The sequence below is a fragment of the Hydrogenothermus marinus genome (genome assembly GCF_003688665.1).
GTDB lineage: Bacteria > Aquificota > Aquificia > Aquificales > Hydrogenothermaceae > Hydrogenothermus > Hydrogenothermus marinus.
Genome location: NZ_REFO01000011.1, coordinates 359,532 through 372,577 on the forward strand (window position 1 = coordinate 359,532; position 13,046 = coordinate 372,577).

A 13,046-nucleotide genomic window follows, 5' to 3' on the forward strand; every position below is an offset into this window, starting at 1 on the left:
ATTATTCTCCTATTTCAAATCTGCAAAATCTTCCTACTTGAATATTTTCACCTATTTTAGCTATATATTCTTTGATTAAATCTTCTATTGTTTTTGTTTCATCTTTTATGAATTTTTGTTCTAATAAGCAGTTTTCTTGGAAGAATTTGTTTAGCTTTCCTTCTGCTATTTTTTCTGCTATATGTTCAGGTTTTCCTTCTGCTATAGCTGCTTCTCTTGCTATTTCTCCTTCTTTAGCAATTATTTCTTCTGGTACATCTTCTCTTTTTACCCATTTTGGTTTCATTGCTGCTATTTGAAGAGCCAATTCATTTGCAAGTTCTTTGAAAAGTTCATTTCTTGCAACAAAATCTGTTTCACAGTTTAACTCAAGTAAAACACCAACTCTTCCACCTGCATGTATATATGAATGAATTAATCCTTCTTTTGTTTCTCTCCCAGCTTTTTTAGCAGCTTTTGCAGCTCCTTTTTTTCTTAAAACTTCTACTGCTTTTTCTAAATCTCCACCTGTTTCTTCAAGGGCTTTTTTACATTCCATAAAGCCTGCACCAGTCATATCTCTTAAAGTTTTTACTAATTTTGCATCTACAGCCATTATTAAAGTTCCTCCTTAGCTTCTTCTATTTCTTCAGGTAAATTTTCTTTAACTTCTTTATCTATATTTTCTTCAAGGACTTTTTCTTTTGATGGATCATTTGCACCTGTTATACCAGATTCAACTGCAGGGCCTACTTCTGCAACTCCTTCTTCTTGAGCTTTCTTTAAAAGTTCTGCTTCAACACTATCTGTCTCAACAGCTTCAAGCTCTTTTTCTCTTAAAGCTTTTCCTTCTAATACTGCATCAGCTATTTTAGAAGTTATTAAATTAATAGCTTTAATAGCATCATCATTACCAGGTATTGGATAGTCAATATAGTCAGGATCACAGTTTGTATCTGCAATAGCAACTACTGGAATTCCTAATTTTTTAGCTTCTTTTACTGCAAGCTCTTCTCTTACAGTATCAACAACATAAATAATATCTGGAAGTTTTTCCATATCTTTAATTCCTTTAAGGAATTTTTCCAATTTAGCTTTTTTCTTTTTAATTTTTACAACTTCTTTTTTAGGTAAAATCTCAAAAGCACCTTCTGCTTCCATTCTTTCTAGTCTTTTTAATTTTTCTATAGATTTTCTAACTGTTTGAAAGTTAGTTAAAAGACCACCAAGCCATCTTTGATTGATGTAGTAAGCTCCACATCTTTGAGCTTGCTCTTCTATAATGTCTTGAGCTTGTTTTTTTGTTCCAACAAAAAGAACATCAGCACCTTTTGCAACTTCATCTCTTACATATTCCCATGCTACTTTGAAAAGCGGAATAGTCTTTGCAAGGTCAATAATGTGAATTCCATTTCTCTTTGTGAAGATGTAAGGAGCCATTTTAGGATTCCATCTTCTAACTTGATGTCCAAAATGGACACCTGCTTCTAAAAGCTCTCTCATAGTAATTTCAAAAGCCATAAAAAATCCTCCTGTAAGGGTTTATTCTTCCGTTCCCAATTGACCACAAAGGGCAACCCTTTTGCAGCGGGAACGTGCTTAATTTATCTAAATTATTATATCATATTTAAACTATTTTGGTTTTTATTTTATTATTGCTAATAAAATTGCAAAAAATGATAATACTGATGTAATTGTATATCCAACAGGAAAATCAAATTTAACTGCTAAATAAATGGCAAAAACAGAAAGTATAAAACCAGATGCTATACCTATAATAAAAGCTTTTTCTTTCTTTACTAGGAATCCTATAAATGCTGGAACAATTAAAAAAGTAAATACAACTAATACACCAACTAATGATACAGAATGAACAATTGTTAAAGCAAAAACAGGGAAATATATAAATTCGTAATATTTATAGTTTTTTGAAAAATATAAAATACTTAAGAAGATAAGATATATGAAAAAAGTTATAAATACATCTTTAAAATCTACATAAAGAATATCAGATGCAGTAAGTTCTTTTATATGTTCCATTCCAGATGGGGATTTTGATAAAACTATAAATAAACTTGAAAATCCAAATGCATAAAATATACCAATAAAAGCTTCTACATATTTATTTTTCTTACTTACATATGCAATTATTATTGCTGTTAGTACTGCAAACAAAATTGAAAATAAAAAATGATATTTTTCATTAAAAAAAACAAGGGAAATGGCAGTCCCTAATGCTGCCATTTGCCCAACAGCAATATCTGTAAATATTATCTGCCTTTTTATTATTTCAATACCAAGATAGGTATGCATAAGAATAATAATTAAAACTAAAACAAAAGAGGGTAGTAAAATATCAATCATTTGTAATCCTCATTACTATTACATCAAATAAAGAATATATATCTTTGACTTCTGGTAAAGAGTTTACATCTGTTGGTAAAAGAATAGCTTTTACGCCAGTTTTTTTATATAAAAACTCTACAGGATCCTTTGGATTATAAATAGCATAAGCTATAAATAAGATTTTCTTAGTCTTTGCAATATTAATTAACTCTAATAGATGAGAAGTTGTTGGAGGAATTCCTGGAAGAGGTTCTAAAGTACCAGCAATATTTATTCCATACCTTAAAAAGAAATAATCAAATATTCTATGGTATTCAAATACATTGGTATTTTTTAATTTTTTCATTTTTTGATTCCATAAAGAAAGTTTTTCTTTCCATTTTTGCTTAAATCTCTGTAAATTTTCCATATAAAACTGGCAGTTATCAGCATCAATGCTACAAAGTCTTTCTGTAATTGCATCTGCCATTTTAGGAATTTTTATAGGATCCAAATAAAAATGAGGATTTCCTTGAGGATGGACATCTCCTAAGGCTCTTGATACAGCTGTTGGTTTTTGGATAAGTTCAAACAAAGATGATAAATCTAAAAATCCTTTGGTACCTGGAAGAATTTTTCTATTATTTGCTTTTCTTAATAATGATGGAAGCCAACCTATCTCAAGACTACCACCATTTATTATTAATAAATCTGCATCTCTAAGTTTTACTACTAAAGAAGGTCTTGCTGGAACAAAATGAGGATCCCATTTTCCATTAGATAAACTATTAACATTAACTTTATCTTTTGCAATTTCTTTAACAATGCTTTCTATATAAGGGTAAGTAGTTACCACTTTAGGTTTTGCATTTACTATAAATGAAAGTCCTAATATAAATAAAATTATTAATCTCTTCATTCTTATACCTCCTTTTTAGAATTCATGAGCTCCGTGAGCTCCAATAACTAAGTTAAGTTCTACAATAAACTCTTTAATATCTTGACGATTATTTCCTATAAATTTACTTCTATCATAGTTATATTGAAATCTTAATCTTGAAAACTCTGATGGAGTAAAATCAATCATAAAAGAATATCTATCTAAGTCTTCAGGATTATTTTGAGTATTTTTATTCAAAAGATCATATCTAAAACCAGTTCTCCATCTTCTACTAAATCTATAAACTACCTGAGAGTAAAATCCTCCTTGTTTCTTATTTAAATCTTCTAAATCCCTATATAAATACTCAGATTGCCAAGATATATATCTATAACTATCAAGTAGATATTTGGCTGTAAAATCTAATCCATATATCTTACTATCTGTATCATTTTCTGTTTTTCCTGACAAATAAGAAATTCCTCCAATTAAAGTTAGATTTCCAATATCATAAGATGATTTTATAAATCCTGTGTATAAACTACCATCTGCTTTACCAAAACTTTGTTCATTTTCTCCTTGTAAAATTTCACTGCCTAATAAAAGATAAAAATTAGTAGGGGCTATCCATGATATTTGGATTCCTTTTTCATTAAGTTTTTCATCACCAAAAAAAGCTTTATATACTAAAGGGACATCAGTAAAATCCCATACATGTTGGTGTTGTTTATTAAGTCTTCCAATAGAACTTAAAAATTTACCACCTTTGATTCTTAAATGATAAGGAAGATTCCTTGTTAAAAAGTAAAGCTCTTCAATCTCAAAATGTTCTTGACTAAGATGAAAAATACCAATTAAATCAAAATAAGGATCAACTGCTGAATGTATTGCAAGTTCACCATAATTAAGATTAAATCCTCTATTAGCATTTAAATAATGAGAATGTTCATCTTCTGAATGATGCTCTTCTATAAATCCTGGAATAGTTAGTTCTTTATAAGTATCATTTTTAACATTTCTACTAACATAAGAAAAATCACCAATTAAAGATATATCTGGAACAAATTGAGTTTGAGCAAAAGGATTTGAAAAATAATTGTAGTTATTTTCAGTAGCGTAAGTAATACCGAATGACAATAAAATACCAGTAATTATTTTTCTCATATAGAGTCCTCCTTTTAAATTTTTAAATTAAAAGATAAAGATTAAAAATTTTTTAAAGTTTTTAAATGTAAAAAGGAGGACTTCTGGCTTTTATTTTTATTGATATTTTTGTTTGGTAATTTTTTAGTTTTTTAATACATTTAATAGATTTTTCTTTTGGAAAATGTATCTTAATAGGATTTAAGTCAGGGCTATTAGATGTATTATTAAATTGAAAAAAACAGATAGGACAATCAGAATGATGTTTAAAATCAGCATGATGGTGTGTAGCTGATATTAAAACAGAAGAAGAAAATAATATTAGGAAGAAGAGTTTTTTAAAGTATTTCAATATTTTTTCATTTACCGAGAAAAATTTTCAATTTACCAATTATATCATAATGATAGTTATCATACCTTTAAATTTTAAAATCTTTATTCTATTATTAAAATACAGAATATAACATATTTTTTGGAGGTTTTAATGGCATTACAAGGAGTAATTGATGCTCTAAAGAAAACTACTTTAGAAGAAATCGGCATTAGTTTTTCTTTAGCAGATATTTTAAGAGACATAAAAATAGAAGGAACAGATGTAAGTTTAGTTTTATTTTCACCAAGTGAAAAATATTATGATTTTTTGAGAAAGAAAGCAGAAGAAGCTTTAAAACCATTAGGAGCAACTAAGATAGATGTAGAATTTACAGATCAGCCACCAGCTCAAAGACAACAAACACAAGCTCCACCACCTCCACCACAAGAAAATCCATTTGAAAATAGAAGAAGAATACCAAAAGTAAAAAAAGCTATAGCAGTAGCTTCAGGTAAAGGTGGAGTTGGTAAATCAACTGTTGCTGTAAATTTAGCAGCAGCATTAAAAAGTAAAGGATACAATGTTGGATATCTTGATGCTGATATGTATGGACCTTCTGGGCCTACAATGCTTGGAGCAAAAGATAAACAAGTTATTGGGAAACAAACACCTACAGGAGATGTTTTAGTAGCTCCAGAAAGCCATGGAATAAAAGTAATGTCAATAGGGTTTTTACTTCCTTCAGAAGATACACCTGTAATATGGAGAGGACCTGTTTTATTTAAAGCTTTAAATCAGTTTTTATTTGAGATAGATTGGGGAGATGAAGAATTAGATTTCTTAATAATAGATTTACCACCAGGTACAGGAGATGTACAGATTACTCTTGGACAAACTGCAGAGCTTGATGGAGCAGTAATTGTCACAACTCCACAAGATGTTGCTTTAATAGATGTTAAAAAAGGAATTCAGATGTTTAAAGAAGTAGAAATACCTGTTTTAGGTATAGTAGAAAATATGAGTTATTTTGTTTGTCCAGATAATAATAAAATATATGAAATATTTGGCAAAAGTAAAACTGAAGAGATAGCAAAACAATATGGAACAAAACTTTTAGGAAAAATACCAATAGAACCTAAGGTTGCAGAATTTTCTGACTTAGGAGTGCCTATAGTTTTAGCAAAACCTGATAGTAATTCAGCAAAAGCATTTATGCAAATTGCAGATAATTTAATTAAAGAATTAAGTAAATAAAGAGGAGGTATTAAAAATGATAGAAACTAGAGGAATAGCATATGTAGATCATTTAGCTACAACACCAGTTCCAGAAGAAATAGTAGAAGTAATGAAACCTTATTTTACAGAAAAATTTGGAAACCCTACATCTTTACATAAACTTGGAGTTGAAGCTAAAAAAGCAATAAACAAAGCAAGAGAACAAGTTGCAGAACTTTTAAATGTAGCAAATCCTGAAGAAATAGTTTATACCTCAGGTGCTATAGAGGCTAATAACTTAGCAATAAAAGGTTTTGCAAAAGCTCCTGGAGTTACAAGAAGAGGTAAACATATAGTTGTTTCAGCTATAGAGCATCATTCAGTTCTTCATTCTTGTAAAACCTTAGAAAAAGAAGGTTTTGAAGTAACATATGTAGAACCTGATGAATATGGAATAATATCTCCTGAAAAACTTGCAGAAGCAATAAGAGAAGATACTATCCTTGTATCTGTTGGATTTGCAAATAGAGAAATAGGAACAGTTCAAGATATGCCAGCTCTTGTAGCAGCAGCAAAAGAGAAAAACCCAAGGGTTGTTTTCCATTCTGATATAGCTCCTGCAGTAGGACATATGCCTGTTAACGTTGAAGAATGGGGACTTGATATGGCTTCATTTACAGGTCATTACTTTTATGCACCAAAAGGTGTAGGTGGCCTTTATATAAGAAAAGGAGTAAGAGTAAAACCTTTAATTGAAGGTGGAATTCAAGAAGGTGGGAAAAGAGCAGGTACAGAGCCAGTACCATTAATTGTAGGCATGGGAGCTGCAGCTGAACTTGCCATAAAAGAAATGGATGATAGAGTAAACAGACTTAAAAAATTAAGAGATAAACTTAAAAAAGGAATTGAAGAAAAAATACCTTATATCAAATTTACAGGCCATCCAGAAAAAAGACTTCCAAATCATCTTTCATTAATTGTAATGTATATAGAAGGTGAAGCAATGCTTTTAATGCTGGATATAAATAAAACTTATACTGCTTCCGGTTCTGCTTGTGTATCATATGCATTAAAACAATCTCATGTTCTTGCAGCAGTTGGTGTTGGTGCAGAAGAGTCTAATGGTTCTATAGTGTTTTCACTTGGTAGAGAAAATACAGAAAAAGATATTGACTATATACTTGAAACTTATCCTAAAGTAATACAAAGACTAAGAGAAATATCTCCATTTGGACCTGAAAACTGGGATCAATTCGTTAAAAAAGCAGACAAGTTTAAGAAAGTAAGTAATAAGTAATTGTGATAAAACTCATGGATAAAAGGGCTTAAAAAGCCTACATTTAGAGTAAACTATAATAAACCTTAGGAGGTTAAAAACAATGTTTGAATATAATGAAAAAGTTTTAGATCATTTTACAAATCCAAGAAATTTGGGAGAAATACCAAATCCTGATGGATATGGACAATGTGGTAATCCATCTTGTGGAGATGCAATGTTATTTACTATAAAAGTAAATCCTGAAAATGATGTAATAGAAGATGTGAAATTTAAAACTTTTGGATGTGGTTCTGCTATAGCAGTATCTTCTATGCTTACAGAAATGGTAAAAGGAAAACCTATAGATTATGCTTTAAACTTAACATATAAAGAAATATTTGAAGAACTTGGAGGATTACCTCCTCAAAAAATACACTGTACAAACCTTGGCCTTGAAACATTACATGTAGCTATAAAAGATTATCTTTTAAAACAAGGAAGAGTTGAAGAAGCAGCAAAAATACCTGATTGCATAGAAGAAGAACATGAAGAAGAAGCAGTAGATTTAGAACATATAGGATAATATGAAAAGAAAAGCAGTAGCACTTTATTCAGGTGGGCTTGATAGCACATTAGCAATAAAATTAATACAACAGCAGGGCATAGAGGTTATTGCCCTGCATTTTTATACAGGTTTTTGTATTACTGAAACAAAAAGAAGAAGAGGCGAAAAGAAAGAAGATGGATCTCATTATATGAATCCTGCGCTAAAGTATGCGGCAAAGTATGGATTTCCTCTTGAAATTATAGATATATCAGAAGGTTATTTTGATGTAATACAAAATCCAAAATATGGATATGGTAGCAATATAAATCCTTGTATAGATTGTAGGGCTTATATGTATAAACATGCAAAAAAATATATGGAAGAAATTGGAGCAGATTTCATAATATCTGGAGAAGTTTTAAATCAAAGACCTATGAGTCAACATTTAAAAGCTATGAAAATTATTGAAAAAGAATCGGGAGTTGAAGGAATAGTATTAAAGCCACTTTCAGCAAAGCTACTTCCACCAACTATTCCTGAGATTAAAGGTTGGGTAGATAGAGAAAAATTAGAAGGAATTGTTGGTAGAAGTAGAAAAAGACAGTTAGAACTTGCTAAAAAATTTGGAATAGATGAGTATGAACAGCCAGCAGGTGGTTGTTGTTATCTTACAGATGAAAATTTTGCAAGAAAGTATAAAGAAGTAATCTTTGTAGAAAATACAATCTCACGAGAAGAGCTGTACTTACTTACAATAGGAAGACATTTTAGACTTCCAACAAAGACAAAAGTTATAGTAACCAGGAATGAAGGAGAAGGTAATTTTGTAAAAGGTATAAGTAAAAATTATTGGTTTGCAGAACCTGTTGGGAAAGGAGCAGTTGCAATAGCAAGACCAATAAATGGAGAAGTAATATCTGAAGAAGATAAAAAATATATTGCAAACCTTATTGCTAGATATAGTAAAACAGATGAAGAAGGAAAAATAAAGGTAAAAATATCTCCTCCTAAAAAACTTGAAAATCAGTTTAAACAAGATATAATTTTAGGTCAAAGACTTGAAGAAGCTATATTAGAAAGCTGGAGGATATAACTATGGCAGAAAATTTAGAAAATATAAATCCAGATATAGTACATGATGCAACAGGTACATACTGTCCAATACCTATTACTGAACTTGCAAAAGTAGTAAAACAAGCAAAAACTGGGCAAATAATAGAGCTTCAAGCAGATGATGAAGGTGCTATTCAAGATGTACCTGCTTGGTGTGAAACAACAGGAAATGAATATCTTGGATATATTGATGAAGATGGATTATTAAGATTTTTTGTAAGGAAGACACAAGAATGAGAATAAATGGAGATTTTAAGGTTTTCCATCTTTTAGAAGAGTATCCAGATTCAGAAGAAATTGTAAAAAGATATTTTTCATTTTTCTATGAAGAAGAAATAGAGGATATTGCTTTAAAAAGACTTTCTATAGATGGTGCTTTTAATGTTATTAATGCTGAAGAGAAAATAAGAAAACAATTTTTTAAAGATTTACATGATAAACTTGGTCTTGATATATCAAAATCTTTATTAGAAGAATAAAAGTTTGAGAGGTTGTATTATGGCAACTATGACAGATAAAGAAAAAGAAGTTGAGTCGGTCTTAGAGCAAATAAGGCCTGCATTAGCAATTGATGAAGGAAACATTATATTAAAAAAAGTTGAAGGAGATACTGTATATTTAGAATTAGTTGGAACATGTGTACATTGCCCAATATCTGATATGACAATGAAAGATACAGTTGTTCTTGCTATAAAACAGCTTGTTCCATGGGCAAAAACTGTAATGATAGGTCAGTCAAAATTTAAAATAAAATGAAGTTAGAAGTAGATATTTCAGGTAATACTGATATTTATGGTATATTTGGTTATCCTGTAAAACATTCAAAATCTCCTCAATTTCAAACATCAGCTTTTTCTTATCTTAATATTCCTGCAGTCTATCTTCCATTTGAGGTAAAACCTGAAGATTTAGAAAAAGCAGTTGAATCAATAAAAGTTCTTGGTATAAAAGGTGTTAATATAACAGTACCTCATAAAGAAGAAGTTATAAAATATCTAAATGAAGTCTCTGAAGAAGTAAAATATATAAAAGCCTGTAATACTATAAAAAATATAGATGGATATTTAATTGGTTATAATACTGATGCAGAAGGTTTTATAACAGGATTAAAACAGTTAATACCAAACTTAGAAGGCAAAAAAGTTTTAGTCCTTGGAGCTGGTGGAGCTTCAAGAGCAATAATCTATTCCCTTATAAAAGAAGGAGTAGATAAAATATATCAAGCAAATAGGACTTTAGGAAAAGTTTTTAAGATAATAGAAGATTTTAAGCCTTTAACTAAGTTCATAGAAGAGATAATCTTACCTATTAGTTATGACAAAATAGAATGTTGTGTATTACCTTATGTAGATATTATAGTTAATACTACCTCTGTAGGGTTAAATGAAGAAGATAAACCTTTATTTGATTATTCAAAAATAGAAAAAAAACATATAGTTATAGATATTATCTATAAGAAAACTCCCCTATTAAAAGCTGCGGAAAACAAAGGATGTCAATGGCAAGATGGACTTCCTATGCTTTTATATCAAGGAGCAAAAGCCTTTGAAATATGGACAGGTAAAAAAGCTCCTATTGATGTTATGAAAAAAGCTTTGTTAAAATAAAAAGACCCTGCCGGGGGTGGGCAGGGTAGAATTGGGAGGAGGTTTGAGAAAAAACATCGGCTTTAGGGGTGGCTGCTTCTTCTTTTTATATATTAATACATTGATGTGAAATATCTGTGAAATTAAAAAATTATTTGAAATTTACTACTACCATTCCACAAAAATAATCTTTTTTGTATATTTCTACTCTGTACTGTTTACCATTTTTATCTAAGGAAAATCTTTTTGGTATATCCTTTTTTGTTATTAATATATTACTTTCATTTTTTATGCCTTTTTTTGTAAAACCAATAACATTTATTCTATAAGAATCTTTATCTTTTATTAAAAAATTATTTTTTACATCTATAATAGAAGGAACTTTTACTTTTTTTAGTTTTCCATCTATTAACATTTCAATACTGTCAATACATCTTTTAGATTTTACATAGTCTGGTTTTAATGTGGTAATTTTTTTATTTCCTATCATTATATTCCAGTTATTGCCTTTACTTAAAAATGCTAAAAGGGGATGAGAACCTTTTATTGTATTTGAGTCCTTATTTAAAGGAAAATAACTTATGTATTTTTTAATGTTATTTAGATCAATCTTTATATTTCTATTTATTACTGCATAACCATAATCTTTTAATAATTTTCTTATAACTGGTAGTTTTAAATCAAAATCCCTTTCATATTTTATATCCATTACATTCATAAAAGCTTCAATTGCATTAAGTTGATAATAAACTTTTTGACTTAAATCTCTAATATTTTTACTTGTTTCTATTGCTAATGCAGGTTTACCCTGAGTTATAGCAAAATATGTTAATGATTTTCTCATCTGAGGATCATAAAGTTTTGTTCTCGTATTTTTTATATTGAAAACGTGATGATTTTTTATTAACTTTTTATTTACTACATAAGATACCTTTTTAGCTAATTCATATAAATTACCAAACTTTTTTGTTTTTATACATTTTTGATCTATTATACAAGCTTGTCCCCATGCTTTTGGATTAAATATCTCATTTTCCCAGTGATGTCTATAAAAGCCATGTCCATCATGAAGATTTAAAATTAAATCCACCTTTGGATTTAGTATTAATTTTTTTATATCTTGGACAATTTTATAATCAGGATCATTTTTACTTATATAGGCAAATTTACGATTCATATCTCCATAAAGACCTCTTACATTTCTTATATCACTATCAAAATTTAGATTTGGTACAATCCATAAAGAACCTTTTTTTATTTTGTAATGAAGAACTAACATTGCAGCTGCAAAATAAGCTCCTGGCTCATTACCATGAATTCCACCAATTACAAGTAATGTATTTCCTTTTATTTTTCCTTCTTTTTTATAAAGTTTAAAATGAAGTTGAGCTGAAAAAGCATAAGAAAAAAAGAAAAGAAGCAAGATTAAATATCTTGCCATTAATACTCTCTCCAGATCTTAAATCCAGTTTTTTCCTTTCTTATATATAATATTTTTTTACCTTTAAAAGTTAAATTAGGTGCTTTATAAAATTCATCCATTTCTACTCGCCATATAGATTCTTTTCCCAAGTTTGGATAAGGTGTTATTTTTATATTAGTAAACCTAATTTCTTTTTTGTAATTTCTTGCAAATATTCTTTTTTTTCTATTGGCAAATTTTTTATAGTTTCCATAGACAGTTTTTAAATCTTTGCTATATAAAGATATATAATTTTTAAAATCATTATATTTCCAGTAATATCTCCATTTGTATATAAATGATAGGAGATTAACTATATCTTTTGAAGATCTAACTAACTTTTTATAAGGAGATATTATTACAATACTTTTTCCATAATCTATTTTTTTATCAATTTCTAAAAGATTATTATTTGGTGTAGCTACACAACCTTTAGTAAATCTTTTATCCTTACAATCTACAGGAAATCCATGAATCCATATACCATGACCATCTCTTTGGAAAGATTTATCAAGTTTGTTTGGATAATTTAATACATAAGCAAAAGGGCCATAAATACTTGTATCAATTTTGTATCTCTTTTTTATTATTTTATATACACCTATAGGTGTTTTATAATCTCCTTCTTTGCTTTTTCCATATCCATTTTTACCAATTGCAATACTGCTACTTAATAACTTTTTTATCTTATTATTATCTACATAAACTAAATCTAATCTTTTTCTGTTTGTATCACAAAATAAAATATATTGTGGATTTTCATACCATCCATATTTTGTAATATATTTATTTACTTTTTTTTCCCAATAGCTTTTATAAGTTAAAGCCCAATCTAATTTTTTTTCTAAACTTTTTAAACCATTTTCTCTGTAATTATCTAATATACTTTCTAAAAAGCTTTCATTTGCAAAAGTAGGTAAAAAAATAAACAAAAGGAAAATTAATATATATTTTTTCATGCTTTTTCCTCTCAATTTTATGAATTTTTCTTTGAGAAATAGATTATAAGTGAACTACTCCGCCCTTACGGACAGAGCTTCTGAGGGAGTTTGACAGCTTAACGCTGTCCTTATCCCTCCTGGCAGGTTCACGCTGCCAACTACTCCTATCCCCTCATCAAGCAGGGATTCGGAGATACCTTTTAGTCTGTAAAGCCGTATCTTTACTACCTTCTTTAATCCTGTTATAAGGTCAAACCACTTTTTCTTAAACTTCCTTAAGATGT

Annotated in this window: 16 protein-coding genes; 8 read left to right on the plus strand and 8 right to left on the minus strand. The window is 29.0% G+C overall.

What is annotated here, in order from left to right; all coding sequences use genetic code 11:
- Nucleotide 1: 1 nt before the first annotated feature.
- The 5 genes from tsf to CLV39_RS04885 form a co-directional block, all read right to left on the minus strand.
- Nucleotides 2-595, minus strand: a complete 594-nt coding sequence (tsf, locus tag CLV39_RS04865; protein WP_121923111.1) for a translation elongation factor Ts — start codon at nucleotides 593-595, stop codon at nucleotides 2-4.
- A gap of 2 nt (nucleotides 596-597) precedes the next feature.
- Nucleotides 598-1,500, minus strand: coding sequence for a 30S ribosomal protein S2 (gene rpsB / locus CLV39_RS04870; protein WP_121923112.1), 903 nt, complete (start codon nucleotides 1,498-1,500; stop codon nucleotides 598-600).
- 123 nt (nucleotides 1,501-1,623) lie between these two features.
- Nucleotides 1,624-2,343 carry a metal ABC transporter permease gene (locus CLV39_RS04875; protein WP_121923113.1) on the minus strand — a complete coding sequence of 240 codons (720 nt, stop codon included), beginning with the start codon at nucleotides 2,341-2,343 and terminating at the stop codon, nucleotides 1,624-1,626.
- Entirely contained in the window at nucleotides 2,336-3,223 is an 888-nt protein-coding gene (locus CLV39_RS04880; RefSeq protein WP_121923114.1) for a metal ABC transporter substrate-binding protein, read from the minus strand. The genes CLV39_RS04875 and CLV39_RS04880 overlap by 8 nt, the downstream gene beginning before the upstream one ends.
- Nucleotides 3,224-3,238: 15 nt before the next feature.
- Nucleotides 3,239-4,348 (minus strand): hypothetical protein, encoded by a 1,110-nt coding sequence (locus tag CLV39_RS04885; RefSeq protein ID WP_121923115.1) that lies wholly within the window; start codon nucleotides 4,346-4,348, stop codon nucleotides 3,239-3,241.
- A gap of 463 nt (nucleotides 4,349-4,811) precedes the next feature.
- Here CLV39_RS04885 and CLV39_RS04890 point away from each other — a divergent pair, with 463 nt between their 5' ends.
- The 8 genes from CLV39_RS04890 (at nucleotide 4,812) to aroE (ending at nucleotide 10,380) form a co-directional block, all read left to right on the plus strand.
- On the plus strand, nucleotides 4,812-5,894 hold the full coding sequence (locus tag CLV39_RS04890; RefSeq protein WP_121923116.1) for an Mrp/NBP35 family ATP-binding protein: 1,083 nt from the start codon (nucleotides 4,812-4,814) through the stop codon (nucleotides 5,892-5,894).
- 16 nt (nucleotides 5,895-5,910) lie between these two features.
- On the plus strand, nucleotides 5,911-7,152 hold the full coding sequence (locus CLV39_RS04895) for a cysteine desulfurase family protein (protein WP_121923117.1): 1,242 nt from the start codon (nucleotides 5,911-5,913) through the stop codon (nucleotides 7,150-7,152).
- A gap of 82 nt (nucleotides 7,153-7,234) precedes the next feature.
- A complete protein-coding gene (locus tag CLV39_RS04900) occupies nucleotides 7,235-7,696 on the plus strand; it encodes an iron-sulfur cluster assembly scaffold protein (RefSeq protein ID WP_121923118.1) in 462 nt (153 codons plus the stop codon).
- 1 nt (nucleotide 7,697) lies between these two features.
- Complete coding sequence (locus tag CLV39_RS04905) at nucleotides 7,698-8,753, plus strand: hypothetical protein (protein ID WP_121923119.1); 1,056 nt, start codon at nucleotides 7,698-7,700, stop codon at nucleotides 8,751-8,753.
- A 2-nt stretch (nucleotides 8,754-8,755) separates the two neighbouring features.
- Nucleotides 8,756-9,010 (plus strand): sulfurtransferase TusA family protein, encoded by a 255-nt coding sequence (locus CLV39_RS04910; RefSeq protein WP_121923120.1) that lies wholly within the window; start codon nucleotides 8,756-8,758, stop codon nucleotides 9,008-9,010.
- Nucleotides 9,007-9,252, plus strand: a complete 246-nt coding sequence (locus CLV39_RS04915) for a hypothetical protein (RefSeq protein WP_121923121.1) — start codon at nucleotides 9,007-9,009, stop codon at nucleotides 9,250-9,252. Before CLV39_RS04910 ends, CLV39_RS04915 begins: the two co-directional genes overlap by 4 nt.
- A 19-nt stretch (nucleotides 9,253-9,271) precedes the next feature.
- Nucleotides 9,272-9,529, plus strand: a complete 258-nt coding sequence (locus CLV39_RS04920; RefSeq protein ID WP_245960311.1) for a NifU family protein — start codon at nucleotides 9,272-9,274, stop codon at nucleotides 9,527-9,529.
- Nucleotides 9,526-10,380, plus strand: a complete 855-nt coding sequence (gene aroE / locus CLV39_RS04925; protein WP_121923122.1) for a shikimate dehydrogenase — start codon at nucleotides 9,526-9,528, stop codon at nucleotides 10,378-10,380. Before CLV39_RS04920 ends, aroE begins: the two co-directional genes overlap by 4 nt.
- 130 nt (nucleotides 10,381-10,510) lie before the next feature.
- On the opposite strand, the gene CLV39_RS04930 is transcribed toward aroE, so the two are convergent.
- The 3 genes from CLV39_RS04930 to CLV39_RS08595 form a co-directional block, all read right to left on the minus strand.
- A complete protein-coding gene (locus CLV39_RS04930; protein WP_121923123.1) occupies nucleotides 10,511-11,800 on the minus strand; it encodes a M14 family metallopeptidase in 1,290 nt (429 codons plus the stop codon).
- Complete coding sequence (locus CLV39_RS04935; protein ID WP_121923124.1) at nucleotides 11,800-12,780, minus strand: L,D-transpeptidase family protein; 981 nt, start codon at nucleotides 12,778-12,780, stop codon at nucleotides 11,800-11,802. Before CLV39_RS04935 ends, CLV39_RS04930 begins: the two co-directional genes overlap by 1 nt.
- Nucleotides 12,781-12,834: 54 nt before the next feature.
- Nucleotides 12,835-13,046, minus strand: a 212-nt coding sequence (locus CLV39_RS08595; protein ID WP_170145605.1) for a hypothetical protein, incomplete at its 5' end; no start/stop codon positions are given.